We start from the raw sequence: 23,857 nt of genomic DNA, 5'->3' as shown, positions 1-23,857 counted from the left end.
CCACCGGTTCCGGCACCACGAACGGCACCCGAACCGGGTGTGGCCCGCGAGCGTCGGCCAGGGGTCGTTCCTTCATCGCTCACCGCGGATGAGCAATCTGCCGGGCGTGCGCAGGCCGGTGCGTTCGCTCGATCACCTCGGACCCACCGCGGGGCAGACGGCTGAGCGAGCGCGGATCCCTGGGCCGGCCCCTCCGCCACGAGGGTCACGCCTTGTGGGCGACGTATCCCCACTGGTCGACGTCCGGGTCCATCGTCCCTTCGGGATACCACCTGTTGATGGGGCCGAGGCCGGGCGAGGGGATGGTCAGACCGGATGCCATCGCTGTCATCTCGTCGGCGGTGCTCGCGACGTACGGGAGCGTTCCTGAGGCGGCGTAGGTCTCGTTCGCCGCGTTGATGGCCGGCGAGGCCAGCGTGGTGCACAGGACCAGATAGCTGCCGGGGGCCAGCCGGTCCATGTAGGTCCGCACCAACCGCGCGGCCTCGATCGGGTCCTGGACGTGGCCGATGGTGGAGAGCAGCATCAGCGCGACGGGGCGCTCCAGATCCAGCGTCCGCGCCGCACGGGCGAGAACCGTGTCGGGGGCGGTCAGATCGGCGTCGACGTAGTCGGTGGCGCCCTCCGGTGTGCTGGTGAGCAGGGCGTGGGCGTGGGACAGGACGATCGGGTCGTGGTCGACGTACACGATCCGGGCATCGGGGGCGACGCCCTGGGCGACCTCGTGGGTGTTGTCCGCGGTCGGCAGGCCGCTGCCGAGGTCGAGGAACTGCCGGACCCCCGCCTCGCCCGCCAGGTGACGGACCGTACGCCCGAGGAACGCGCGGCTCGCGCGGGCGATGTCGACCGCGGCGGGCCACTCGGCCTTGAGTTGCTCACCCAGCCGTCGGTCCGCTTCGAAGTTGTCCGTTCCGCCCAACAGGTAGTTCCAGAACCTTGCGGAGTGAGGCTTCTCGGGCTGGAGGTCCAGGTCCGGCGTGACGTCGTCGGTCATCGGTGCTTCCTTCCGGTAACGGCGAGGCGGGTGCTGGGGGACGGGGTGAGGGGCGGGCGGCGCTCGGACGGGCCGCTCAAGGAGCGGGGACGGGGCCGCCGGGCCGGAATTGCTCCACCCCGACGATGTGCCGCACCTTGAGCGGGCGCACGATCACCGCAACTCGCTGCTCCCCCGGCATGGTCCACTCGAACCGTTCGCCGCCCAGATACTTCCGGGCCGGCAGGTCCATTCGGTCGTGCGCCTCCTGGCCGTCGATGAAGCGCGCCACCTCGCCCTCTCCCTCCAGATCAACCCACATGGGGCTGACCTGCGGCGCTCCATCGGCGAACACGGGCCCGACGTACCAGATGTCGGGGGACGGCTCGCAGACGGCTCCCGGCCGTCCCCCGGCTGGTGCTGTTCCTACGCCTCGTCGCTGACGAGGATGGCGGTCGCGGGGCAGACGGCGGCGGCTTCGCGCACCGTGGCGTGCTGCGCCGGAGCGGGTTCGGGGGTGAGGAGGATGACGACGCCGTCATCGTCACGCTGGTCGAACACCTCCGGGGCGACCAGCACGCACTGTCCGGCGCCGCAGCACTTGTCCTCGTCGACAGTGACCTTCATGGGGCCTTCTCTCTTCCTGAATGGTTGTCACGGCCCGAGCCGGACAGGGAGTTACCAGCGGACGGGGACCTGGCGCAGTCCGCCCACCAGAAGCCCTTCGACCCGCTCCAGGTCTTCTGTGGGGACAGCCAGTTCGAGGGTCGGCAGCTTGCGCAGCAGTGCTTCCAGGACGACGTGGAGTTCGGTGCGGGCCAGCGCCTGCCCGAGGCAGGAGTGGGGGCCTGCACCGAAGATCAGGTGGGGGTTGGGGGTGCGGGCGAGGTTCATCTCCTCGGCGTCGTCGAAGACGTCCGCGTCGCGGTTGGCCGCCGGCATGCTGCAGATCACGGTGGTGCCGCGCGGGACCGCCTCGTCGCCGATCACGATGTCCTCGCTGATGTAGCGCCTGAGGCCGAAACCGAGGTTGGTGTCGAAGCGGAGTGCTTCCTCGACGGCGGTGCGTACGAGCGTGGGGTCGTCCAGGAGTTGTTGCCAGCGGCTGCGGTCGGCCAGGAGCATGGCCACCATTTTGCCGATCATGTTGGCGGTGGTCTCGTGTCCTGCGACCAGAAGGCCCATGCCGGTGGCCACGAGTTCGGAGTCGGAGAGCCCGTGGCCCTCGCCCTCGCCCTCCTTGATCATCATGCTGAGGAGGTCGTCGGCCGGGTTGTCCCGCTTGGCGGCGATGTGCTCGGACATATACTGGACGAACTCGGTCTGCGCGGTCTCGATCTCCTCCTTGGAGAAGCGGGTGAGACTGAGCATCGCGTCGGACCAGTGGGAGAAGCGGTCCCGGTCGGTCGCGGGTACGCCGAGCATGTCGCAGATGACGTACACGGGCAGGAGGAAGCCCACGTTCGCCTTGAGGTCGGCGGGGTGGCCGCGCTCGACCATGTCGTCGATGAGCTGGTCGGCCGTGGCGGTCATTGTGGGCCGCAGCGCTGTCATGCGTTTGGCCGTGAACCACTTGCTGACCTGGCGCCGCCACTGCTGGTGCGGTTCTCCCTTGACGGGCAGGGAGAGCGGGTTGTTGCTGGTGACAGCGGAACCACCCGCTCCGTCGGGCGCGAGGCGGGCCGCGTTGTCGGCGGCGGTGGGGCGGGCGAAGCGGGGGTCGGACAGCAGGGCTTTCACGTCCTCGTGCCGGGTGAGGAGTGCCGCGTGGTCGCCGCTGGGCAACTCGACGTCGGCGACCGGGCATTGCCGGCGCAGACGTTCCCAATCGGCCGGCGCGTCCAGCGCCCCCCCGACGGGCAGGGGGTAACGCACGGTCTGTTCGCTCTGGCTCATCTGGAATCTCCCTCGTCAACGGTGGTGTTCTCGTCCGACGGCCGATGCCGCCGTCCCACTCGGTCTTGTCGGTGGTTTCCCCCCGGGATCCATCGGAGCGCGGTCCGCTGTCACAGCCGGGGCGATCCGGTTGTTCCGCCTTCGCGGTCGGTGCGGTCGGCGCGGCCGGGCAGGCGCGCGGGGCCGCTCGCGCCGGCTTCCGCGGCTCGCGGAGCGGCGGGCGCCGGGGCGTCGCGGGGGAGTCACCCTCTCCCTGAGGCCGCTCCGGCGTCGGCGTCGGCGTCGGCAAAGAGTGTCAGGTGCTGGGAGGCGGCTCCGGACGACCGCGGGGCAGGTGGTCTGCCGGCGGCGGCCGTCCGTGCCCGGTCAGACGGCTTCGGCGGGGACAGTGGCGGGCATGTGCTCGCCGGTGGCGTCCACCAGCGATTTGGCGTAGCAGCGGCTCAGCTCGTGGAAACGGTAGTGGCCGAACTTGGCGCAGGGTTCGTAGCCGCTGGAGAGGTAGAGAGAGATGGCTTCCGGCTGCTTGGTGCCGGTCTCCAGAACCATGCGCGTGCGGCCCGCGGCACGAGCGTCGTCCTCCAGGGCGGCCAGTATCCGCCGGGCCAGACCGTGTCCCCGCACCTCCGGGGTCACGTACATGCGTTTGATCTCCGCGTCACCGTCCGCGTAACCCTCGTCGTTCTTCTCCTGGGTGCGCCAGCCGCCGGTGCCGACCGGGGCGCCCTGGTCGTCGTAGGCGATCAGATAGAGGCCCCGCGGCGGTTCGAACATGCCAGGGGCGAGAGGCGTGGCGTCGCCCTCGTGCTCGTAACGCTCGGCGTACTCGGACTGCACGCGATCGTTGAGCTTGACGGCGTCGGGGTGATCGAAGGAGGTGGCTCGAACATTCACGCTGTAGACCGTACTTGTATCGAGCTTGGTGGGTGGGTGAATTGCGTCTCACCGTCGTTTCGAGCGCTGGTGAGGGCCGACCGCGCCATGGACTTGTCGAATATCGATATGCCGGTCTAGTCTGAGCATATCGAAAATCGATAGGGAGAGATGTGATGAACGCGCGACTCACCAGGACCCTGGCCTCGGTGACCTTTGTCCTGGCGGTACTCAGCGGGCTTGCCTTCGTCGGCACGGCGGTCACCCGCATGCTCGACGACGGAGCGGTCTGCGTGCAGACAGGCTTCTGGAGCAATGCCTCACTGGCACCGGACAGCCTGCCGATCAGCAAGGGCGTGGAGGCGTCCGGCAGTGCCACGCGCCTCTGCCAGGACAGTCCCTCCGCGGGGCAGCGCGCCGCCGACCTCGGGGGCGAACTGCCCTGGCTGCTGTTCGGCTCCCTCGCGCTGCTGCTCTTCTCCCAACTGCTCAAAGCCGTCCTGGAGCGGGGGCCGTTCACCGAGGCGGTCTCGCGACGGCTCACCGTCGTCGGCTGGTTCGTCGCCGTGGGCACGCCGCTGGCCGGCCTGGTCGTCGGCTGGTCACAGTCCTGGCTCGTCGGGAGCATGGCACCGATCGTGGGTTCAGGGCCGACTGTCTCCGGGTCGCTTGTGCTCGTTCTCCCCGGCCTCGCCGCAGTGATCATGGGGAGGATAATGCGCGACGGCGTGCGCATGCGAGAGGACCTCGAAGGGACCATCTGATGCCCGAGGAGGAACTCCACGCGATCCAGATCCACCTCGACCGGCTCCTTGCCGAGCGCGGCCTCACGCTCACCGAACTGTCCGCGCAAGTGGGCATCACCGTCGTCAACTTGTCCGTGCTCAAGAACGGGCGGGCCAAAGCCATCCGCTTCTCGACCCTGTCGAGGATCTGCGAAGCCCTTCGGTGCCAGCCCGGAGATCTGATCACCTACCACCCCACCGAACCCACCCCGTGAGATGGATGCCGTTCCTCCCACGCGTGTGCGCGGGACTCACTCGTCCAGGTCGGCCCGGCGCGGCCGGCATCGGATCCATGCGAACGGCCATGTCCTGGCCTGCGGCGCCGATCCCGAAGACTGGCGTGGGCGTTGGGAGAGCCTGTGGCCGGCCGCCGCCGGGCTCCGGTACCGGCCCGGGGTCCGGTACCGGAGCAGGCGCACCGGCGTCAGAACCGGCGTACCGACTCCGTTTCGCCGGCCCTGTCCCCCGGGTCCTCGTCGGACTCGCCCTCCGCGGTACCCGCGCCCCGTGGCCGCGGGACCGCGGGCAGCCGCCCGCTCGCCGTGGCCGTCTCCGCGGCGGCCCGTTCCTGCTGCCCCCAGGTCTCCTTCGTGGTGGCCACGCCGAGCAGTCCGATGAGGCCGATGGCCACGTAGAAGCCCGCCGGTCCCGTCCAGCCGAACGATTCGGCGAGCAGCACCGCGAGGAACGGTGCGAACCCGGCGACGGACGCCGCTATCTGGTACCCCAGGGAGGCGCCGGACGTGCGGGTGTTGGTCTTGAACAGTTCCGCGAACCACGCCGCCTGGGTCCCCGTCAGGGCGGCGTGGATCAGGCTGATGGTGACCAGGAAGGTCAGCACGATGAGGACGGGGTTGCCGGTGTTGGCCATCAGATACATCGGGAACCCGAAGGCGACGGCCAGCAGACATCCGGCCAGGTACAGCGTCCGCCGCCCGATCCGGTCGGTGAGCGCGCCGGAGAGCACCGTCGTACCGACGGCGAGCAGGCTGGCGATGACGATGCCGGCCAGCGCGACCCCGCGGTCGTCCGCGTCGCGGTCGGTGATGTACGACAGGAGGTAGGTGGCCGTGAGGTAGTACGCGCAGGACTCGACGACGCGCAGGGCGATGATGCGCAGGATGTTGCGCCAGTCGTCACGCAGCACGGTCAGGACCGGGTTCGTGACCGTCTCGCCGCTCGCCCTGCTCTGCTCGAACTCCGGCGATTCCGTGAGTTTCACGCGGACGACGAGGCCGACGACGATGAGTACGGAACTGGCGAGGAACGGGATGCGCCAGGCCCAGTCGCTGTCGAGCGGGATGGACAGCAGGAAGGCGATGTTGGCGAGAGCGATTCCCAGCGGGTTGCCCGCCTGAGGTATCGCGGCGTACAGACCGCGCCGCCTGCGCGGAGCGTGCTCGTACGCCATCATCACGGCGCCGCCCCACTCAGCGCCGAAGGCGAGGCCCTGCACGCAGCGGATCAGGACGAGCAGGATCGGGGCGGCGATGCCGGCCTGCGCGTAGGTGGGCAGCATGCCGATCAGGACGGTGGCGATGCCCATGGTGAGCAGGGCGGCGACCAGAACGGGCTTGCGGCCGTACTTGTCGCCGAGATGACCGCCGATGGCGCCGCCGATCGGCCGCATCAGGAAGCCGACGCCGAGCGTGACGAAGGCCAGGAGGGTGCCGACCACCGGGTCGGACTCGGGGAAGAAGACATCGCCGAAATAGAGGGCGGACGCGGTGCCGTACGCGACGAAGTCGTAGTTCTCGACACACGTTCCGGCGGCGGCTCCGAGTGAGGTCCTGAGCTTGCCCGGTGAGCCGTCCTGATCGGGCGCGGTGGTGGGGTTCTCGGACGGCGCGTTGCGGTTCGCGCTCATGCCGTATCTCCTTTGATCAGCGGTACGCGGTGCGGGTTCTGCCGCGGGGTGGTTCGTGAGCGCCCCGTCGGGGAGCCGGGGCTTGTCCGGGGAGGGGACGGGATCGGCTGTGCGCGGGGGGACGGGCCGTCAGGCTTCCGCGGTGAGTTCGCGGGCCGACCTCAGCTCCAGCTCACGGAGCTTGGCGACCCGGCGGACGGTGTCCCTGTCGTTGTCGAACGTCGCGCCGAGGAACGCCTCGATGACCGCGCCCGCCATCGCGGGGCCGATCAGCCAGGCGCCCATCGCGATGGCGTTGGCGTCGTCGTGCTCGACGGCCTGGTGGGCCGAGTACACGTCGTGTCCGAGACCGCAGCGGATTCCGGCGATCTTGTTGGCCGCCATGAGAGCGCCTGCGCCGGTGCCGCACACGAGCACGGCGCGGTCGGCCTCGCCGGTGCGCACGGCGTCGCAGGTGGCGAAGGTGATGTCGGGGAAGTCGACCGGCGTGTCGCTGTCGGTGCCACGGTCGAGCACCTGATGACCGAGGCCTTCCAGGATTCCGCGTACATGCTCCTTGAGTGCGTATCCGGCGTGATCGTTGCCCAGAGCGATGCGCATATGTCAGTCCTTGAGGGTGATTGGCGGGACGGGTGGGACAGGTGGGACGGCGGCGAAGGAGGAGCCACGAAGACGGCTCCCTCGGCGGAGTCCGGCCGCAGGGCTCCGCCATCCCCGCTCATGACGTGGACGGCAGGGAACAGCACGGGACGGCGGACACCCTCAGGTGCCGGCTCCCCGATACGTACGTACAGAAGGACAGTTGTGGTGTACAGGCAGGAGGCAGGAAGAGGGCTGGGCCAGGGCAGGGCAGGGCTGGGGCAGGGTTACCGCCCCGGCGTGCGAAGTGCTCAGGCCTCCCGGCCGGGGCTGCTTACGCTTCCCCGCACGTCCCACCCGACGACGCGCGTACGACGAGACGCGCCGGCAGGACCACCGATGAAGCTGTGCCGCCCTCGACGGCGTCGAGGAGCAACCGCATCGCCGTCGACCCCATGGCCTCGGCGTCGTGCGACACGACGGTGAGGGGAGGGTCGAGTTCGGAGAACCACTCGATGTCGTCGAAGGCCACCAGGTCGACGTCCACGCCGATCCGCAGCCCCCGGCGGCGCAGCGTGCCGAGCGCCCCGACCGCCATGAGGCTGTCCGCGGCGAGCAACGCGGTCGGCGGTCGCCCCCCGGACAGCAGTCTTTCGGCGGCCGCGTAGCCACTCGCGGAACGGAAGTCCCCGGAGGTGATCAGCTCGGGATCGCTGTCGAGTCCGTGACGCCGGACGGCGTCCACGAAGGCATCGTGGCGGGCACGGCCGGTGGATATGGAGAAGGGGCCACCGATGTAGCCGATGCGGGTGTGTCCGCGGTCGGCGAGGTGGGCGACTGCCTGGTCGATGCCGCCGGCGTTGTCGGTGGTGACGCTGGGCACCTCGAATCCTTCGACGGTCCGGTCGACGAAGACGAGGGGCAGTTTCGTGGCGAGGGCGCGCAGATTGGCGCTTCCCTCGCCCTGTGGAGCGATGATGATGCCGTCGACCCGCTGGGTCAGAAAGCTCTCCAGATAGGTGTCCTGCTGCCGGGGGTCCTCATTGGCGTTGGCGAGCAGGGTGACGTACGACGAGCGCAGGGCGGCCTGTTCGGCCCCATGCGCGACGTCGGCGAAGAACGGGTTTCGCACATCGGAGATGAGCAGTCCGACCGTCTGTGAACGGGCGGAGCGCAGGGAACGGGCACGGGCGTCGGGCCGGTAGCCGAGGTCTTCGGCGGCTGCCCGGACGCGTTCGCGGGACTTGGCGGACGTGGAAGGGTTGCCGGAGAGCACTCGGGAAGTCGTGGCGACGGACACGCCGGCGCGCGCGGCGACGTCCTTGATGGTCACGGTGCTGTCCATGGGCCTCTCCATCGTGACGAGGATTGCGCGGTGCCTGCTGTCTGGAATCGTTTCCGTGGAAACGATTCCGGTCAGGATCCTGAGGGCTTCCCCCGCAGCGCGTCAAGGGGTTGGACCGATCCTCCACGCCCCGTGAGCGTTTGACGTTCCTGATCCGCGTAGTCGGGCCCGCGGCGAACGCGTCGGACTGCTCATCACCCACTGTTCCCTCTGCACCCCGCCCGGATCGGCCTCGGCCGGCCGTCGCCGTCGCGGACCGGTGACTACACCGCCCCCATGCCCAGTTCGGAGATCAGCCGCTGTACGCGCTGCTCGATCTCGTCCCGGATCGGCCGTACGGCGTCGACGCCCTGGCCGGCCGGGTCGTCGAGCTGCCAGTCGAGGTATCGCTTGCCGGGGAAGACCGGGCAGGTGTCCCCGCAGCCCATGGTGATGACCACGTCGGACGCCTGGACCGCCTCGGAGGTGAGGACCTTCGGAATCTCGGCGGAGATGTCGACGCCCCGCTCCCTCATCGCCTCCACGGCGGCCGGGTTCACCGAGCCGGCGGGCGCCGATCCGGCCGAGCGGACCTCGACCCGGTCACCGGCGAGGTGGGTGAGGAAGGCGGCGGCCATCTGGGAGCGGCCGGCGTTGTGGACGCAGACGAACAGTACGGAGGGGCGCGGGGCGGCGGTGGCCATGGCAGGAGTCCTTGCAGAGGGGAGGGGCGGTTCTCGGGCAGGTTGCGGCCGTCGCGCCGTCCGCCCGCAGGGGGGCGTCACGGGCCGGGCGGGGTGTTCGCAACGTGCCCTAGGGAGAGGCGAGTTCAGGCTCGTCGTGCGGGACGGCGATGGTGTCCGCCGAGCGCGCCGGGCGTCCGTAGACGACGGCCACCGCGCCGAGCCCCAGCGCGGCGCCGAGCAGCTGGGCCGCGATGAACGGGGCGAGGGAAGCGGGTGCGATCCCGGCGAAGGTGTCGGTGAAGGCGCGGCCGACGGTCACCGCGGGGTTGGCGAAGGAGGTGGAGGACGTGAACCAGTAGGCGGCCCCGATGTAGGAGGCCACGGCGGCCGGGGCCAGTGTGGCGCCGCCGATGCGCTTCAGGCCGAGGACGAGCAGGATGAGCCCGGCGGTGGCGACGACCTCGCCCAGCCACAGATGCTCCGCGGAGCGGTCGTGCGTGGAGAACTTCACCAGCGGCTCGGCGAACATGGCGTTGGCCAGGACGGCCCCGCCGATCGCTCCGGTCACCTGCGCGAGCGTGTACGCGGCGACTTCCCGCAGGGCAGGGCCGGTCCGGTCGCGGCGGCCGGCGGACCAGGCGGCGAGGGTGACGGCTGGGTTGAAGTGTGCGCCGGAGACCGGACCGAGCAGTGTGATCAGCACGGCCAGGCCGAAGACGGTGGCGAGGGAGTTGGCGAGTAGTTGCACACCGGCGTCCTGCGACAGCTCGGTGGCCTGGATGCCGGAGCCGACGACCACCGTCACCAGCAGCCCGGTCCCCACCGCTTCCGCGGCGACACGGCGGCCGAGCGGCGCGCTCACGCGCTCGCTCCGGCGGGCCGCGGCACGGTCAGGAAGGCGGCGAGCCGGTCCAGGACGCCCGGCTGCAACCAGTAGTACACCCATGTTCCACGCCGCTCGCAGTCGATGAGACCGGCCTGCCGCAGCAGCTTGAGGTGGTGGGAGACCGTCGGCTGGGACAGGTCGAACGCCGGGGTCAGCTCGCAGACGCAGACCTCGCCGCCCTCCCCGCGCGAGGCGATCATCGACACCAGTCGCAGCCGCACCGGGTCACCGAGGGCCTTGAACACCTTGGCCAGCTCCCCGGCGCGCTCCTCGTCCAGGGGTGCGGCGGACAGGGCCGGGCCGCAGGCGGCGGTGTCCTGGCCGATCACCTCGAGCTCTTGATTCGACATGCCTCTATATTGACGTTCTTCGATCCAGGCCGCAAGGTTGCATCGAGGAAAGCCAATGCGGGCCGTTCCGGTGTGCTGCGGTCCGCCATCACCCAGGAGTGCGTCATGAGCGAGCAGAGCACAGAGCTGCGCGAAACCGTCCGTCGGCGGTACGCCGCGGCGGCCGTGAAGGTCACGGAGGGTGTCACCGCCTGTTGTGGGCCCCAGCCGGTGGAGGTGGGCGAGAACTTCGGCTCCGCCCTCTATGCCGCCGACGAGCGTGACGCCCTGCCCGCCGAGGCCATGGCCGCCTCGCTCGGCTGCGGCAACCCCACCGCCGTCGCTGAACTCCGCGCCGGCGATCGCGTCCTCGACCTCGGCTCCGGCGGCGGCATCGATGTCCTGCTCTCCGCTCGCCGCGTCGGCCCCACCGGCAAGGCGTACGGGCTGGACATGACCGAGGAGATGCTCGCCCTCGCCCTGGCCAACGCCGAAAGGGCCGGCGCGACGAACGTGGAGTTCCTCAAGGGCACGATCGAGGCGATCCCGCTGCCCGCGGACACCATCGACGTGGTCATCTCCAACTGCGTCATCAACCTCTCCACCGACAAGTCGGCCGTCTTCGCCGAGATGTACCGCGTCCTCAGGCCCGGAGGCCGGATCGGTGTCTCCGACATCGTCGCCGATGACACCCTCACCCCGGCCCAACGCGCCGAGCGTGGCGATTACGTCGGCTGCATCGCCGGCGCGCTGTCCTTCACCGAGTACCGCCAGGGCCTGGAGACCGTCGGGTTCACCGATGTCGGGATCAGCCCGTCCCACCCCGTCGCCGACGGCATGCACTCCGCGATCGTCCGCGCCGTCAAGCCACTGACCGCGGACGTCTTCCAGGGGACGGTGGAGTCCGCCGACGCGTACCGCGGCGTCAACGCCTGCTGTACCTCGGCCGGGATCTCCGCCGACTCCACCCCGACCGTCACCGACGCCAAGACCGCCACCACTCCGAAGCCAGGTCCGTCGGGGACGCCCACGGACGAACACACCGATGGCGGGACCACCGCCAGGTGATCATCGGGACGCGCCGATATGTCCGCCTCGGGGAGGTCACCGCTGCGGCGCGTCTCACCCGGCTCCGCCGCTGAAGGCGAAGCGGCCGTCAGTAGTGGTAACGCATAGGGGATGTTCGGGGTTCCGGGGCGTGCTGTGACATTCCCCCACCGCTCCCGGCCTTTCCGCCACGGCGTTCACCTGCGCATACTCCAGGGCCGCCGCACCTCGAACCGTCGAGGTGGGAGGGGCCGATCGGATGGAGCTGATGAATCGAATGACGTCGCACACGGTCTCCGCGGCAGCCTCAGGCACGTGGCCGCTCGGTGATCTCACAGTCAACCGGATCGGCTTCGGCGGCATGCGCCTGACCGGCAGCGCCGCCTTCCACCAGGGCACTCCCAGCGATCGCGGCCAGGCAATCGCCGTATTGCGCCGGGCGGTCGATCTCGGCGTCAACCACATCGACACCGCGGCGTTCTACTTCTCCCGGCTGCGTTCCGCCAATGAACTGATCAACTCGGCGCTGGCACCGTACGCGGACGGCCTCGTCATCGCCACCAAGGTCGGCCCGGCCCGGAACCTCTCCGGAGAGTGGGCCGAACCGGCGCGGCCCGACCAACTGCGCGGCCAGGTCGAGGAGAACCTGCGGCAACTCGGCCGCGACCACCTCGACGTGGTGAACCTGCGCGTCATGGGTCAGGACTCCATCAGCGAGCACTTCGGGGCCCTCGCCGAGCTGCGTGAGGCGGGACTCGTACGCCACCTCGGTGTCTCCGGCGCCCGCCTGGAGCACCTGGCGCAGGCAGAGGCGATCGCGCCGGTGGTATGCGTGCAGAACCAGTTCGGTCTCGACGCGCCCGACGGGGAGGAGATGCTCCGTGCGTGCGCGGCACGCGGCATCGCGTTCGTGCCCTTCTTCTCCATCGCCGGAGAAGGGCGCGAGGCCGGCGCCGTACGGGGCGAGCACGACGCGGTCCTCGCCGTAGCCCGCGAGCATGGGGCCTCACCGGCGCAGATACGGCTCGCGTGGACCCTGCATCAGGGCACCCACGTACTGGCCATCCCCGGAACGGGCAACCCGGACCACCTCGTTGACAACGTGGCAGCGGGCGCACTCCGACTGACCGAGGAACAGTTTCAGCTCCTCCATTCGATCGGCCGCTCCGCATCCTGATGCTGCCGGGCGGCAGGGGCGGCGCCGATCGTCCGGGAACGCCGCTATCAGTTACGTCCGGCGGCAACCTGCGCGGGGGCTCTGCACAGGCAGGACCGGAACGGGACGCGTGGACGCGCTGGCGGGCCCATGACGATCGCCCGGCGCGAGGACGACGTTGTGCGTCGAGTCGCCCGTGCCGGCACCACTGTCGTTCGTCGGCGGCAGAGCGTGGGCGGTTCGGCTCCTCGCGGAACCGCAGAGTGTCGTCCCGTGGTGGCGGACGGGGGTGGGGAAAACTGGCTGCCGAGGACAACTGCCCGGCGAAAGGCACCGCATGATGACCACGGACGCTCACCCGGCTCCCGTTCGGGTCCTGGTATTCGGCGCGGCATTGCGCGCCGGGTCCACCAACGCGCGCCTCGCCTCGCTGGCGTCGGACCTGATCGCCGAGACAGGCGCCGAGGTCGACCTGGCCAGGATGCGGACTTTCGACATGCCGCTGTACGACGGGGATGTGGAGGACTCCGAGGGGCTGCCCGCCGGCGCCCTGGCCCTGTGCGAAAGACTCCAGCGCTGCGATGCGTTCGTGATCGCGTCGCCCGAGTACAACGCCTCCGTTCCAGGACTGCTGAAGAACGCCATCGACTGGGTCTCCCGGGTACGGCCGCAGCCGTTCAAGACCAAGCACGCGCTGCTGCTCTCATCCTCCCCGTCGATGATCGGCGGCAACCGCGGCCTCTGGGCACTGAGGATCCCGCTGGAACACCTGGGGACACGCGTCTACCCCGACATGTTCAGCCTGCCGCGCGCGCACGAGGCGTTCACCGAGGACGGCCGACTCGCCCACCCCGGCTCCCAGGAGCGGCTCGCCGAGACCATCTGCGGGTTCATGCGGCTGGTACGTGCCGACGTGGAGTTCGTGTGCCTGCGGCGCCGCTGGTACGAGTTCCCCGGCGATCGCACCGACGCGCCGGTCACTCACCGGAGCGAGGAGTGACCCGCGTTTGCCGACCCGCCATCGCATGCTGACCCACCATCGCATCGACCTCGGTGGGCCTTCGCCGGGCTACGGACTCTCCGCCGGCGGGACGAAGAACTCCTCCCGGACACGCCTCTCCGGCGTGACCGCGACCGCGTGATCACGCAGTTGCCGGCGCGAGGAGATTCCCAACTTGCGGAAGATGCTGCGCAGGTGTGTATCCACGGTCCGCCGGGACAGATACAGCGCCGCGGCGACCTCCTTGGACGTGTCGCCCCGGGCGACGCGCTGCGCTATGCGCTGCTCCTGAGCCGTCAGCACGGTCGGCTCACCGCCCTCGGAGCGCGGTACCCGCGCACCGGCCGCCGCTAGCTCGCCCCCACAGCGCTCCCGGAACGACCAGGCCCCGGCGCGGCTGAAGACGTCGTACGCCGCGCGCAGCGGTATCCGGGCGGCCGACATGCGCGCCTGTCTGCGCAGCCACTCGCCCCACAGCAGATGGCTCCGGCCCGCCTGCAGGAGCGCCCCGGCAGCTGTCAGAGCGCACGCGGACTCACGGAAGAGCCCGTCGGCCTCGTCGCCGTCCGACAGCAGTGCCCGTGCCCGCAGGTGAAGCCCCCGCGCCCAGTCGCTGCCGGTCAGCCGCGCGCACTCCTCCAGCCGGGCGGCGGCGGCCAGCGCGTCCGGCTGGTGCCCGGTGCGTACCGCGGCCTCGACCAGTTCGGGCAGCAGCCAGTTCCGGTACGCCAACTCGTCCAGCGCCACCGCCTCGGCGCAGACCTCGAACGCCTGGCCGTACCGCCCGCGCGAGTTGTACAGCACGGCCCGCGCGCACTCGGCCGCCGTCAGCAGCCGCCCCTCCTCGCGTGCCGCGGCGTCCCTGGCGCCGGTCTCGGCCAACGCCTCGACGGTGTCCCGCCGTCCGGTCCACGCCGCAAGTGCCAGCGCGGCGTAGTCCAGCGGTACGGCGCCGATGGCCTCGCTGACCCGGTACGCCTCGGCGACGCGGACGCGCGCCTGTGCCAGATCGCCGTGATGGATGTCCGCCAGCGCCTGGTGCGTCAGGCCCCAGGGGAGCGCCGTCACCGCGGAGAGCCGGCGCGCCGCCGCGGTCCGCCGGTCGGCCAGCGCCCGCCAGGCGGCGCCGTCCCAGACGCCGACGGCGGCATGGCAGGCCAGCCAGCCGCCGACGACGTCGAGGTCGGTGTGCGCCGGGGCGGCCAGATAGGCGTCCACCGCCCGGCGCATCGGCTGGACGGCGGGACCGTAGCCCCGCAAGGTGTGGGCGGCGACGGCTGACAGAAGCGACTCGTGGGGGCGTGCGGCCGTTTCTCGTGAGGTCTCCCGGGCCGTCTCCTTCGTGGAGAACTCGCACGCCCGCGCGGCGGCCGTGCGCAGCGCTTCCGCCGGAAGCCGCCGACCGGCGAGGACACCTGCCGACAGCGCCTCCAGCAGGGCGATGCCCTCCTGTCGTACGTCGTGGACGCGGGCGTGTTCCGCCGCCCCGTGCAGCGCCCGCGCGGCCGGCCCGTCCCGGTCCACGCTGTACCGCGTCCGCGCGTGCAGGCCCGTCGCCTCGGTCCGCTCCGCGCGCGGCAGCGCGGCGAGTTGGAGGTGGCCCAGCAGATCCAGCGCGTGCCGCAGCCCGCCGCCGCGCCGCCAGGCCGAGGCCGCGGCCAGGAGCCGCGACGCCCGCTGCCGGCGATCGGCCGTCAGCAGCGCCGCCAGTTCCAGCAGGGCCGCGGCCGTCCTCGTCTCGTGGCGGGTCAGCCGCTGTTCGGCCGCCGCCTGCAATCGCGCCGCCACGCCCTCGTCGAACGAGGCCGCGGCCTGCCCGAGGTGCCAGGCGTGCTGTTCGGGAACGCGGAGGACATCGCAGGTGCCCGCCAGCGCGTCATGAACCAGCCGCCGCCGCGTGACGGACGCGCGCGCGTAGACGTACGTCCGCAGCAGGGGATGGGCGAACCGTACGCCCGGCCCGAACACGATCAGCCCGGAGGACTCCGCCTCTGTCACGTCGGCACCGCGGAGCCCGAGCGCCTCGGTCGCCCGGAGCACGGTCACGGGATCCCCCAGCGGTTCCGCCGCGGCCACCAGCAGCACCTGGCGCGCCGCGTCCGGCAGGCCGTTCAGCGCGTCGCGCATCCGGTCCGGCGGCAGCCACCCGTCCGACTCGCGCGCCGGGGGCCGTACGGATGCCATCTCCGTCGGGGAGAGCGCGTGCGGTACGGCCAGCAGCGCCCGCGGGTTGCCATGGGCGTCGGCGACGACCCGCTCGCAGACGGACGGATCGAGGGGAGCGGGCAAGTGGGCGCGCAGCAACGCGAGTGCGTCCCGGTCCGTCAGCCCTGACAACCGCATACGGGGAAACGAGGCCAGCTCGGGGCAGTCGTCGGAGTGCGGTAGCGGCGACGGCAGCGTGAAGAGGCAGGCCACCCGCGCGTCGCCGCATCGACGCGCGGCGATGGCCAGGGCCTCCCGTGACGGCTGATCCAACAGGTGGGCGTCGTCGTGGAGGCACAGCAGGGGTTGCACGGCCGCGGCCGTGGACAGTAACTGGAGGAGCGCCAGGCCGATCTCCAGAGCGTCGGGGTGGCCGGCGCGCGGGGCCGGAGAGGGCCCCACGGCCCCCACGGCCCCCTTGGCCATCATGGCCTCAACGGTCTCCCGCTGCCGGGGCGGCAGTCGGGGCACGTGGTCGCGCAGCGCGGCGAACACGCGCTGCAAGGCCGCGTACGGAAGTCGCCGTTCGGCGCCGGTGCCCGCCACCCGCACGACACGCACCCCGGACGATGTGGTGCCCACGTGCTCCAGCAGGGTGCTCTTGCCGATACCGCGCTCCCCTTCCAGGACGAGCGACCCGCCGTGGCCCTTGAGGGCGTCCCGTACCAGCCTCCTGAGCGCGGCGATCTGAGGATCTCTGCCGTACAGCCCGCCCCTGGTGTCCTCCCCTTGACGTGCCGTACGTGCCGTACGTGCCGTACCTGCCGACCCGGTTCCCCACATGCATCCCCCAGCTCGACGATGGAGCGCCGTGAATGTTGACACGTCAATCATATGCGCTACTGTTGATGTGTCAACAAATGGTTCGGTGAAGGAGAGCGAACATGAAGGCGCTGGTCGCGCGGTCCTACGGGCCGCTGGAAGAGCTTGAGATCGCGGAGCTGCCCACACCGGTCCCCGGCCCCGGACAACTCCTCGTCCGTCTGGAGGCCGCGGCCCTCAACGCCGTGGACAAGGCCCTGATCACCGGCGCCCTGCGGGACGCCATCCCGGTGACCCACCCGTTCGTCCCCGGAGTCGACGTCAGCGGCACGGTGGAATCTGTGGGGGAGGGCGTCACCCGGTTCGTCCCCGGAGACCCGGTCATCGCCTGGAACAGCGTCGCCTCCGGCGCCCTCGCCGAGCACGTAGTGATCGACGACGCCCCCTCAGCCGCCCGACGCCCCCCGGAACTCACGCCCGCGCAGGGAGCCGCCCTGCCCACCGGCGCTCTCACCGCCGCCGCGCTGGTCGACCTCGCCGATGTGCCCAGCGGCTCCACCGCCCTGATCGTCGGGGCGACGGGCGGCGTCGGGTCGTACACGGTCCAGCTCGCCCGACGGGCGGGACTGACCGTGCTGGCCACCGGCCGCGCCGACGACGAGGCGTTCCTGCGCGGCCTCGGCGCCGACCACGTCCTCGACTACCGGGCGGTGGGCATTGCCGAGGAGACCCACCGTCTGGTGCCCGGCGGAGTCGACGTCGTGTTCGACATGGCCAACGCCGGTCCCGCCCTCGCCGCCACCGCTGCGGCGGCGAGGCCCGGAGGCCGCCTGGTCTCCCCGCTCGGCGGTCCGCCCGCCTTCGACCGCGACGTCACCGCTTTGTACGGCGGCACGCGCGCGACCGAAGGACGTCTGGCGTCGCTCGCCGCTCAGGCCGTCAAGGGTGAGCTGCGCATTCCGATCGACGCCGACTACCCCTTCGCCGAGGCCCGTCAGGCCCTGCTCGACTTCGCCGGCCGCCATGTGAAGGGCAAGATCACCGTCACTTTCTGACGCCGTGACCTCTGACGCACCGACCGCTCCTGGTGGGGGAACCGGCAGCACCGGCGGCACTGGCAACAGCGGCCCACGGCGCATGGCGCATCGCACAGCGGGCGCCCGGCTTTGCCACCCCACCAGGTCCCGGACGGACACCCCCGACCTTCCCCGTGCCCTTCCCATCAGGAGCTGAACAGCTGTGACGAACTCCTTCTTCGACTTCACCGGCAGGATCGTCCTCATCACCGGTGGCGCCAGCGGCATCGGACGCGCCGTGGCCCTCGCGTTCGCCCGGCAGGGTGCCACCGTCGTCATCGGTGACATCGACGAGCGCAGCGGCGAGACCGTCGCCCTCATCGAGAAGGAGGGCGGCACGGGTCTGTTCGTCCCGACCGACGTCACACGCGCGCGCGACGTGGAGCACCTGGTGGCCACGACCGTGGCCACGTACGGCGATCTGCACATCGCCTTCAACAACGCGGGCGTCTTCGTGCCCCCCGCGCCCTTGGCCGAGCAGTCCGAGGAGGACTGGGACAAGGCGATCGCGGTCGACCTCAAGGGCGTCTTCCTCTCCCTCAAGTACGAGATCGCGCATATGGCCGGGGCGGGCGGCGGCGCCATCGTCAACACCGCCTCGATCGCCGGTCTTATCGGCGACCCGGACATGGCGCCGTACGTGGCGGCCAAGCACGGCGTGATCGGCCTGACCAAGGCCGCCGCCGTCGACTACGCCAAGGCCGGCATCCGGGTCAACGCGCTCGCTCCCGGCCTCACCAGGACCGCGATGACCCAGCCCTGGCTGGACGACCCGGTCAAGCGGGACATCGTCGTGGCCGGACCGCAGATGGGGCGGGCGGCCGATCCCGAGGAGATCGTCGGCATGGTGCTCCACCTCGCCTCTCCGGCCGCGTCCTTCACCACCGGCGGCGTCTTCGTCGTGGACGGCGGCCAGACGGCCCACTGAGCCGCCACCGGCGCTGTCGCCGGCGCCCCGAGCACCGGCACGTGTCCCGCGTGACGACATCCCGTCCCGTACCCCTGGAGCCGAGTTGACGACAGCACCCCCGCATGAGCCCACCTCGGACCCGCTGCCCTCCGGCGAGACCGGGGTGCTCATCGCCCGCCAGGTCGACCCCGGTCACGAGCAGGAATTCGAGCGGTGGGCACATGGCGTGCTCGACACCGCGACGTCCTTCCCCGGCCATCTCGGCTACGGCCTGTTCCGCCCGGCCCGACCCGGAGGCCCGTGGTTCCTGGTGCACCGCTTCCGGGACGCCGAGGCATGCGCCGACTGGCAGAACTCCCCGGAGCGCGCGGCCTGGTTCAGCCGCGCGGGCTCCGGCCACCGGGAGATCGACCGTCGTCATCTCACCGGACTGGAGGGCTGGTTCCCTCGGCAGGACGGGGCCGCCGGTCCGGGCGGCGCGGATCCGGGGACGGACTCGCTCGCGGGACCGGGCGCTTCCTCGATGCCCACCAGATGGAAGATGACGCTGACGGCGGCGCTCGGCATCTTCCCCGTGTCGCTGCTCAGCGGCGTCGTCCTCCAGCCGGCCTTGTCGGCGATCCCGTTGCTGCCGCGCACGGCGCTGATCGCCCTCTTCTTCAGCAGCCTGATGTCGTATGCCCTGATGCCGGCACTGACCCGGATGCTGCGCCGGTGGCTCTACCCCCGGTGACTCGCGCCCGTCACCCGCCGGGGCTGCGAAGGGAAGGGCCACGTGCGGACAGACCCCTGGGGCCTGTCCGCACAGTGCGTGTCCGCCCGGCGGCGCCCGGCAGACACGCTCCGAAGACAGGCCCCAGGCGGCGGGACGTCGTGCTCGTCAGTCCTTGTTCTGGCCGAGAAGCTGGAGCTCCCAGGCCAGGCTGGTGCCGAAGGCGCCGCCGTGCTGGAGGAGGATCTCGGTCATGCCGGGCACGGTCTCCTCGCGTGCCCAGTCCCGCTGCCACTCGGCGATGACGGTGCCGGAGCAGGTCGGGATGACTCCGGCCTGGATCATGCGCTCGATGCCCCGTTCGTGGGCCTCGTTGGAGGTGGCGCCGGAGGCGTCCGTGACGGCGAAGACCCGGTAGCCGTCGGCGAGGGCGTGGATGGCCGGCCAGGCCAGGCAGATGTCGGTCCAGAGACCGGCCATGATCAGGTCCTTGCGGCCGGTCGCGGCGACCGCGTCCACGACCCGCTGGTCCTCCCAGGTGTTGATCGTGGTGCGGTCTATGGGGGTCTGCTCGGGGAAGACGTCCTGGAGCTGGCTGATGAGGTGGCCGCCGCGTTCCTCGACCACCGTGGTCAGGATGGTGGGTACGTCGAACAGCTTGGCGCCCTTGGCCAAAGCGGTGACGTTGTTGACCACCAGGGTGGTGTCCATGCTGCGCATACCGGCGAACTGGGCGCCCTGGTGGTCGATCAGCAGCAGCACCGACTTCGAGGGCTCCAGAAGCGCGTCGAGTCCGGTGTAGGTGATGCCGTTGGCTGCCATGTCGTCTCCGTGGTCGTAGCGACGGCGGCCTTGACTGAGACCGCCACCAGCGACCCTTCCAGCCGGACCCCTGCCGCGACATCGGCAACCATTACCTAGCCGGGCGCCACATCTCCACGACCTTCCCGGGTAAGGGGTTCCTGGGAACACCAGGTCATTTTGGTGATGCATCAACAATCTGGTAGCGTATGTCCATGCCTGAACCGCGATGGCTCACCCCGCGCGAGGCCGAGATCTGGGCCGCGTACCGCCGACTGTGCCGCGACCTCCAGCGTGCCCAGGATCAGCAGTTGCAGCAGGATTCCGGTATCTCGGCCGCCGACTACGCACTTCTCGCCCCTCTGTCGGAGACGGAGGACGGAGTCCTGCGGGCCCGGGATCTCGGTGTGGAGGTCGACTGGGAGCGGAGCCGGCTGTCCCACCAGATCAGCCGGATGGAAAAACGCGGACTGGTCGTACGGGAAGCGTGTGAGGATGACGCCCGTGGCTCGATGGTGCGCTTGACCGCGGAAGGCAGAGCGACCATCGAGGCTGCCGCGCCTGGGCATGTGGAAATCGTGCGACAGCTGTTCTTCGACCCGCTGGACGCGGGTGAGATGCGTACGCTCGGAGAGTTCCTGGAGCGGATCGTGGCCGCGGTGGAGGGGAACGCCGAGGGGCGCGCCTGAGAAGCGTGGTGCCCTGGCCGCCTGGGTGATCCCGCCCGCCGGCACTCCCAGGGCGGAGCCGGCCCGGCATCCGCGCGCAGGGACCTCCGGCCGGTCGAGCCCCGGTCACACGTCCCGGACCGGGCCCGGGACCGGACCCGGTCGACGGGGCGGCGCCGGCAAGCGGTCAGAAACGCGGTTCCCCGTCGCCCGCCGTCTCCGTGCCGGCGAGGTGCGAGTCCAGGAATGCCAGCAACGCGGGCTGCCAGTGGGGCAGTACGGACGGCAGGCCGGTGCCGCCGTGCGGGGCGTCGGGGTAGACCAGGAGTGTCGTGTTGCGGTTGGCGACGTCCCAGCGCCGTTCCAGGAAAAGGGTGTCGTCCACGAGGTGGTCCGCGGTGCCCACTCCGAACAGGACGGGCGGAAGCCCCGTCAGGTCGGCGTGGAGCGGGGACAGATCCGGGTCGCGGCGCTGGGTGGGCGACAGCTCCGGGTGGGCCAGGTCCATCATGCCGCGCAGTACCGTCGCGCTCAGTACGTCGTGGTCCGTCTCCTCCTGGGTGCTGGGAGTGCCCGACAGGTCGTAGACCCCGAACTCCAGGACGGCGGCGGCGAATCGGCCCACGGTTCCCCGGCGGCGCAGCCGCAGCAGAGTGGCTGCCGCGAGGTTGGCGCCCGCTGACTCCCCGTGGATCAGGAGCCGCGTCGTCCCGAACTCCGCGCCGGCATGGTCGATCAGCCAGGACGCGGCCGTCTCGCAGTCGTCGTGGCCCGCCGGATAGCGGTGCTCGGGGGCGAGGCGGTAGTCGACCGAGACGACCGCGAGGTCCAGTGTCCGGGAGAGGAAGGCGTTGAGGCCGTCGTTCATCTCGGGGGAGCCCATGATGAAGCCACCGCCGTGGATGTTCAGCAGCACCGCGCGCGCGGGCCGGACCGGCACGAAGGTACGCAGCCTGACCGGGCCGTGCGGCCCCTCGATGTACCGGTCGACGGCCTGGTCCTCTCCGGCGGCGGACAGCTGCCGACGGAGATTGTCCAGGGCCTCGGCGTCGTACGCCTGGGCCGTGCCGCCGGGGAACACGGCGCTGAACGCGGGGGACATGGCCTCCACCATCGCGCGTCCCTCGGCACGTACGGCGGGACGAAGGCGATCGATCTCCGCACTCCAGAGAGCCATGGCGGGGGTTGTCCTTTCCTGAGGGGATCCCGGGGCGCAGCACGGCTGCTCCCGGGATTGTTGACGCAACAACATCATCCTTGCATTGGCTTTATTGACACGTCAATGAACCTTCACTCGCCTCCATTGTTGACGCGTCAAGCTGATTATGAGATGGTTGAAGCATCAACCAATGGAGTTGTCGTGAGTGACATGACTGACCTGGTACTCGGCCTCGACACGTTCGGTGACGTCCCGCAGGACGCCGGCGTCACCCTCTCCCACGCCGCCGCCATCCGGCAGGTCATCGAGGAAGCCGTGGTCGCCGACGAACTCGGCGTCGACGTCATCGCCGTCGGTGAGCACCACCGCCCGGAGTACTCGATCTCCGCCCCGGAGACCGTCCTCGCCGGCATAGCCGCCCGTACCTCGCGGATCAAGCTCGCCTCCGGTGTGACCGTGCTCAGCTCGGACGACCCCGTCCGGGTCTTCCAGCGCTTCGCCACCGTGGACGCGATATCGAACGGCCGGGCCCAGGCGATCCTCGGCCGCGGCTCTTTCACGGAGTCCTTCCCCCTCTTCGGATACGACCTGAGTGACTACGACGTCCTGTTCGAGGAGAAGCTCGACCTGTTCGTGAAGCTGCTCGACGAGAAGCCGGTCACCTGGAGCGGCACCACGCGAGCCGCGCTGGACACCGCTGAGGTGTTTCCGAAGACCGAGTCGGGACGGCTGGACACCTGGGTCGGCGTGGGCGGGTCCCCGCAGTCCGTCGTGCGTACCGCACGGCACGGGCTGCCGCTCATGCTCGGGATCATCGGAGGCTCAGCCGCGCGCTTCGGGCCGTACATCGACCTGTATCAGCGGGCCGCCGCCCAGTTCGGCACGGTCGCGCATCCCGTTGGCATGCACTCGCCCGGGTTCGTGGCCGACACCGACGAGGAGGCCAAGGAGGTGTTCTATCCGCCGTACAAGGTGATGCGGGACCGGATCGGCGCTCAGCGCGGCTGGCCGCCGCTGCGCCGCGAGGAGTTCGACGCCGAGGTCGAGCACGGCTCGCTGTACATCGGCACGCCCGAGACCGTCGCACGGAGGATCGCCGGCGCGGTGAAGACGCTCGGCGTCGGACGCTTCGACATGATCTACGGTTCCGGTGCTCTGCCGGTCGGCGCCCGGATGCGTGCCGTCGAGCTGTTCGGCTCGAAGGTGGCGCCCATGGTCCGCGACATTCTGGCGGGCTGAGCCATGACCACCATCGGGATCCTCGGTGCGGGCAAGGTCGGCACGGTGCTCGCCCGGCTCGCGGTCGCCGCGGGCCATGACGTCCTGGTCGCCGGCTCGGGCGACCCGGCGAAGATCGCCCTCATCGTGGAGGTCGTCACGCCCGGCGCGGTCGCGGTGACCGCGGTCGAGGCCGCCGAGCGCGCCGACGTCGTCGTACTCGCCCTGCCGCTGGGCAAGTACCGCTCCGTACCCGTGGACGCGCTGCGCGGCAAGCTCGTGGTCGACGCCATGAACTACTGGTGGGAGGTCGACGGGATCCGGGACGATCTGACCGACCCGCGTACCTCCTCCAGCGAGATCGTGCGGGATTTCCTGCCGCGGTCGCGGATCGTCAAGGCGTTCAACCACATGGGGTACCACGATCTGGAGGAGGGTGCCCGGCCGCTGGGCACCCCCGGACGCAAGGCGATCGCGATCGCCGGGGACGGCGACGACGACGTCGCGGCGGTCGCGGCCCTGGTCGACGCCCTCGGCTTCGATCCGGTGGTCGCCGGTGCGCTGGCGGAGGGCGTCCGTATGCAGCCCGGTACCGAGCTGTTCGGCGCCCACACCGACGCCGCCACCGTCCGCGAGATGCTCGACCGGTTCCCCGCCACCGACTCGGGCCGACTCGTGGCCGAGGTCCGTGGCGCCGCCGGCTGAGAAGGCCGTGCCGCCCGGTCCGCTCCCCGGCCCCCGTCGCGCGCGGTACGTCAGCGCGGGAGACCTCGGTACTCGGCCCGCACGGCGTGGCGGCGGCGGTCGGCCAGGGCCTAGGGTCGTTCGTTTGGATCAGGCCGGATCTGGGAGCGGGGTCTGGTGGAGGGGGTCCCTCCCGTGCCGTTCAGGCTACGGGGGAGGATCGCGAGGCGGAGGAGGGAGCCATGGCGGAGCCCTGGTGAC

At 70.8% G+C, this 23,857-nt stretch carries 25 protein-coding genes; 11 read left to right on the top strand and 14 right to left on the bottom strand.

Going from position 1 to position 23,857, the window contains the following annotated elements; all coding sequences use genetic code 11:
* Positions 1-205: 205 nt before the first annotated feature.
* The 5 genes from CU044_RS26860 to CU044_RS26840 all read right to left on the bottom strand — a co-directional run bounded on the left by CU044_RS26860 (position 206) and on the right by CU044_RS26840 (position 3,763).
* Complete coding sequence (locus CU044_RS26860; RefSeq protein ID WP_129771341.1) at positions 206-994, bottom strand: SAM-dependent methyltransferase; 789 nt, start codon at positions 992-994, stop codon at positions 206-208.
* Positions 995-1,070: 76 nt separating this feature from the next.
* Positions 1,071-1,346, bottom strand: coding sequence for a hypothetical protein (locus CU044_RS26855; protein WP_129771340.1), 276 nt, complete (start codon positions 1,344-1,346; stop codon positions 1,071-1,073).
* 53 nt (positions 1,347-1,399) lie between these two features.
* On the bottom strand, positions 1,400-1,600 hold the full coding sequence (locus tag CU044_RS26850; RefSeq protein WP_129771339.1) for a ferredoxin: 201 nt from the start codon (positions 1,598-1,600) through the stop codon (positions 1,400-1,402).
* A gap of 51 nt (positions 1,601-1,651) precedes the next feature.
* Positions 1,652-2,869 carry a cytochrome P450 gene (locus CU044_RS26845; protein ID WP_129771338.1) on the bottom strand — a complete coding sequence of 406 codons (1,218 nt, stop codon included), beginning with the start codon at positions 2,867-2,869 and terminating at the stop codon, positions 1,652-1,654.
* A 366-nt stretch (positions 2,870-3,235) separates the two neighbouring features.
* Positions 3,236-3,763 (bottom strand): GNAT family N-acetyltransferase, encoded by a 528-nt coding sequence (locus CU044_RS26840; RefSeq protein WP_129771337.1) that lies wholly within the window; start codon positions 3,761-3,763, stop codon positions 3,236-3,238.
* A 155-nt stretch (positions 3,764-3,918) separates the two neighbouring features.
* Here CU044_RS26840 and CU044_RS26835 point away from each other — a divergent pair, with 155 nt between their 5' ends.
* Positions 3,919-4,506, top strand: a complete 588-nt coding sequence (locus tag CU044_RS26835; protein ID WP_129771336.1) for a DUF2975 domain-containing protein — start codon at positions 3,919-3,921, stop codon at positions 4,504-4,506.
* Complete coding sequence (locus tag CU044_RS26830; RefSeq protein ID WP_129771335.1) at positions 4,506-4,742, top strand: helix-turn-helix transcriptional regulator; 237 nt, start codon at positions 4,506-4,508, stop codon at positions 4,740-4,742. Before CU044_RS26835 ends, CU044_RS26830 begins: the two co-directional genes overlap by 1 nt.
* 209 nt (positions 4,743-4,951) lie before the next feature.
* On the opposite strand, the gene CU044_RS26825 is transcribed toward CU044_RS26830, so the two are convergent.
* The 6 genes from CU044_RS26825 to CU044_RS26800 all read right to left on the bottom strand — a co-directional run bounded on the left by CU044_RS26825 (position 4,952) and on the right by CU044_RS26800 (position 10,219).
* On the bottom strand, positions 4,952-6,394 hold the full coding sequence (locus CU044_RS26825) for an MFS transporter (protein WP_129771334.1): 1,443 nt from the start codon (positions 6,392-6,394) through the stop codon (positions 4,952-4,954).
* A gap of 129 nt (positions 6,395-6,523) precedes the next feature.
* Positions 6,524-6,994 (bottom strand): RpiB/LacA/LacB family sugar-phosphate isomerase, encoded by a 471-nt coding sequence (locus tag CU044_RS26820; RefSeq protein ID WP_129771333.1) that lies wholly within the window; start codon positions 6,992-6,994, stop codon positions 6,524-6,526.
* A 313-nt stretch (positions 6,995-7,307) separates the two neighbouring features.
* Positions 7,308-8,318 (bottom strand): LacI family DNA-binding transcriptional regulator, encoded by a 1,011-nt coding sequence (locus CU044_RS26815; protein ID WP_129771332.1) that lies wholly within the window; start codon positions 8,316-8,318, stop codon positions 7,308-7,310.
* Positions 8,319-8,581: 263 nt separating this feature from the next.
* Positions 8,582-9,001 carry an arsenate reductase ArsC gene (locus CU044_RS26810; RefSeq protein ID WP_129771331.1) on the bottom strand — a complete coding sequence of 140 codons (420 nt, stop codon included), beginning with the start codon at positions 8,999-9,001 and terminating at the stop codon, positions 8,582-8,584.
* 109 nt (positions 9,002-9,110) lie between these two features.
* Positions 9,111-9,845, bottom strand: a complete 735-nt coding sequence (locus CU044_RS26805) for an MIP/aquaporin family protein (protein WP_240045864.1) — start codon at positions 9,843-9,845, stop codon at positions 9,111-9,113.
* On the bottom strand, positions 9,842-10,219 hold the full coding sequence (locus CU044_RS26800; RefSeq protein WP_129771329.1) for a metalloregulator ArsR/SmtB family transcription factor: 378 nt from the start codon (positions 10,217-10,219) through the stop codon (positions 9,842-9,844). The genes CU044_RS26805 and CU044_RS26800 overlap by 4 nt, the downstream gene beginning before the upstream one ends.
* A gap of 105 nt (positions 10,220-10,324) precedes the next feature.
* Between CU044_RS26800 and arsM the strand changes: the two genes are divergently transcribed.
* From arsM to CU044_RS26785, 3 genes are all read left to right on the top strand, one after another.
* On the top strand, positions 10,325-11,266 hold the full coding sequence (arsM, locus tag CU044_RS26795; protein WP_129771328.1) for an arsenite methyltransferase: 942 nt from the start codon (positions 10,325-10,327) through the stop codon (positions 11,264-11,266).
* Between the two features lie 256 nt (positions 11,267-11,522).
* The gene (locus CU044_RS26790; RefSeq protein WP_129771327.1) at positions 11,523-12,422 is read left to right on the top strand and encodes an aldo/keto reductase; all 900 of its coding nucleotides are present in this window, start codon (positions 11,523-11,525) and stop codon (positions 12,420-12,422) included.
* Positions 12,423-12,741: 319 nt separating this feature from the next.
* Positions 12,742-13,401, top strand: coding sequence for an NAD(P)H-dependent oxidoreductase (locus tag CU044_RS26785; protein ID WP_129771326.1), 660 nt, complete (start codon positions 12,742-12,744; stop codon positions 13,399-13,401).
* A 69-nt stretch (positions 13,402-13,470) separates the two neighbouring features.
* Here the strand turns inward: CU044_RS26785 and CU044_RS26780 are convergent, their stop codons facing one another.
* Positions 13,471-16,389: a LuxR family transcriptional regulator gene (locus tag CU044_RS26780; protein ID WP_165371978.1), complete on the bottom strand. Its 2,919-nt coding sequence runs from the start codon at positions 16,387-16,389 to the stop codon at positions 13,471-13,473.
* A gap of 101 nt (positions 16,390-16,490) precedes the next feature.
* Between CU044_RS26780 and CU044_RS26775 the strand changes: the two genes are divergently transcribed.
* The 3 genes from CU044_RS26775 (at position 16,491) to CU044_RS26765 (ending at position 19,087) form a co-directional block, all read left to right on the top strand.
* Positions 16,491-17,423 carry an NADP-dependent oxidoreductase gene (locus CU044_RS26775; protein ID WP_129771324.1) on the top strand — a complete coding sequence of 311 codons (933 nt, stop codon included), beginning with the start codon at positions 16,491-16,493 and terminating at the stop codon, positions 17,421-17,423.
* Positions 17,424-17,607: 184 nt separating this feature from the next.
* Positions 17,608-18,372: a glucose 1-dehydrogenase gene (locus CU044_RS26770; protein ID WP_129771323.1), complete on the top strand. Its 765-nt coding sequence runs from the start codon at positions 17,608-17,610 to the stop codon at positions 18,370-18,372.
* An 85-nt stretch (positions 18,373-18,457) separates the two neighbouring features.
* Positions 18,458-19,087, top strand: a complete 630-nt coding sequence (locus CU044_RS26765; RefSeq protein ID WP_193564083.1) for an antibiotic biosynthesis monooxygenase — start codon at positions 18,458-18,460, stop codon at positions 19,085-19,087.
* Between the two features lie 147 nt (positions 19,088-19,234).
* On the opposite strand, the gene CU044_RS26760 is transcribed toward CU044_RS26765, so the two are convergent.
* Positions 19,235-19,888 carry a hydrolase gene (locus tag CU044_RS26760; protein WP_129771322.1) on the bottom strand — a complete coding sequence of 218 codons (654 nt, stop codon included), beginning with the start codon at positions 19,886-19,888 and terminating at the stop codon, positions 19,235-19,237.
* A 194-nt stretch (positions 19,889-20,082) separates the two neighbouring features.
* Here CU044_RS26760 and CU044_RS26755 point away from each other — a divergent pair, with 194 nt between their 5' ends.
* On the top strand, positions 20,083-20,556 hold the full coding sequence (locus tag CU044_RS26755; RefSeq protein WP_129771321.1) for a MarR family transcriptional regulator: 474 nt from the start codon (positions 20,083-20,085) through the stop codon (positions 20,554-20,556).
* 166 nt (positions 20,557-20,722) lie between these two features.
* On the opposite strand, the gene CU044_RS26750 is transcribed toward CU044_RS26755, so the two are convergent.
* Positions 20,723-21,712, bottom strand: coding sequence for an alpha/beta hydrolase (locus tag CU044_RS26750; RefSeq protein ID WP_165371977.1), 990 nt, complete (start codon positions 21,710-21,712; stop codon positions 20,723-20,725).
* A 192-nt stretch (positions 21,713-21,904) separates the two neighbouring features.
* On the opposite strand from CU044_RS26750, the gene CU044_RS26745 reads away from it, so the two are divergent.
* The gene (locus tag CU044_RS26745; RefSeq protein WP_129771367.1) at positions 21,905-22,933 is read left to right on the top strand and encodes an LLM class flavin-dependent oxidoreductase; all 1,029 of its coding nucleotides are present in this window, start codon (positions 21,905-21,907) and stop codon (positions 22,931-22,933) included.
* A 3-nt stretch (positions 22,934-22,936) separates the two neighbouring features.
* The gene (locus CU044_RS26740) at positions 22,937-23,617 is read left to right on the top strand and encodes an NAD(P)-binding domain-containing protein (protein ID WP_129771319.1); all 681 of its coding nucleotides are present in this window, start codon (positions 22,937-22,939) and stop codon (positions 23,615-23,617) included.
* Positions 23,618-23,857 lie beyond the last annotated feature (240 nt).

This window comes from Streptomyces sp. L-9-10 (genome assembly GCF_004151105.1).
In the GTDB taxonomy this organism is placed as follows: Bacteria; Actinomycetota; Actinomycetes; order Streptomycetales; family Streptomycetaceae; genus Streptomyces.
Note: the sequence above shows the minus strand (reverse complement) of the source record. Positions and strands in the feature narration are given on the sequence as shown.

Coding starts and splice junctions, on each gene's coding strand:
- CU044_RS26775 (WP_129771324.1), top strand. CDS start 16,491: ATGAAGGCGCTGGTCGCGCGGTCCTACGGGCCGCTGGAAGAGCTTGAG.
- CU044_RS26845 (WP_129771338.1), bottom strand. CDS start 2,869: ATGAGCCAGAGCGAACAGACCGTGCGTTACCCCCTGCCCGTCGGGGGG.
- CU044_RS26850 (WP_129771339.1), bottom strand. CDS start 1,600: ATGAAGGTCACTGTCGACGAGGACAAGTGCTGCGGCGCCGGACAGTGC.
- CU044_RS26750 (WP_165371977.1), bottom strand. CDS start 21,712: ATGGCTCTCTGGAGTGCGGAGATCGATCGCCTTCGTCCCGCCGTACGT.
- CU044_RS26790 (WP_129771327.1), top strand. CDS start 11,523: ATGACGTCGCACACGGTCTCCGCGGCAGCCTCAGGCACGTGGCCGCTC.
- CU044_RS26820 (WP_129771333.1), bottom strand. CDS start 6,994: ATGCGCATCGCTCTGGGCAACGATCACGCCGGATACGCACTCAAGGAG.
- CU044_RS26830 (WP_129771335.1), top strand. CDS start 4,506: ATGCCCGAGGAGGAACTCCACGCGATCCAGATCCACCTCGACCGGCTC.
- CU044_RS26810 (WP_129771331.1), bottom strand. CDS start 9,001: ATGGCCACCGCCGCCCCGCGCCCCTCCGTACTGTTCGTCTGCGTCCAC.
- CU044_RS26835 (WP_129771336.1), top strand. CDS start 3,919: ATGAACGCGCGACTCACCAGGACCCTGGCCTCGGTGACCTTTGTCCTG.
- CU044_RS26745 (WP_129771367.1), top strand. CDS start 21,905: ATGACTGACCTGGTACTCGGCCTCGACACGTTCGGTGACGTCCCGCAG.
- CU044_RS26825 (WP_129771334.1), bottom strand. CDS start 6,394: ATGAGCGCGAACCGCAACGCGCCGTCCGAGAACCCCACCACCGCGCCC.
- CU044_RS26780 (WP_165371978.1), bottom strand. CDS start 16,389: ATGTGGGGAACCGGGTCGGCAGGTACGGCACGTACGGCACGTACGGCA.
- CU044_RS26860 (WP_129771341.1), bottom strand. CDS start 994: ATGACCGACGACGTCACGCCGGACCTGGACCTCCAGCCCGAGAAGCCT.
- CU044_RS26815 (WP_129771332.1), bottom strand. CDS start 8,318: ATGGACAGCACCGTGACCATCAAGGACGTCGCCGCGCGCGCCGGCGTG.
- CU044_RS26755 (WP_129771321.1), top strand. CDS start 20,083: ATGCCTGAACCGCGATGGCTCACCCCGCGCGAGGCCGAGATCTGGGCC.
- CU044_RS26800 (WP_129771329.1), bottom strand. CDS start 10,219: ATGTCGAATCAAGAGCTCGAGGTGATCGGCCAGGACACCGCCGCCTGC.
- CU044_RS26785 (WP_129771326.1), top strand. CDS start 12,742: ATGACCACGGACGCTCACCCGGCTCCCGTTCGGGTCCTGGTATTCGGC.
- CU044_RS26760 (WP_129771322.1), bottom strand. CDS start 19,888: ATGGCAGCCAACGGCATCACCTACACCGGACTCGACGCGCTTCTGGAG.
- CU044_RS26740 (WP_129771319.1), top strand. CDS start 22,937: ATGACCACCATCGGGATCCTCGGTGCGGGCAAGGTCGGCACGGTGCTC.
- arsM (WP_129771328.1), top strand. CDS start 10,325: ATGAGCGAGCAGAGCACAGAGCTGCGCGAAACCGTCCGTCGGCGGTAC.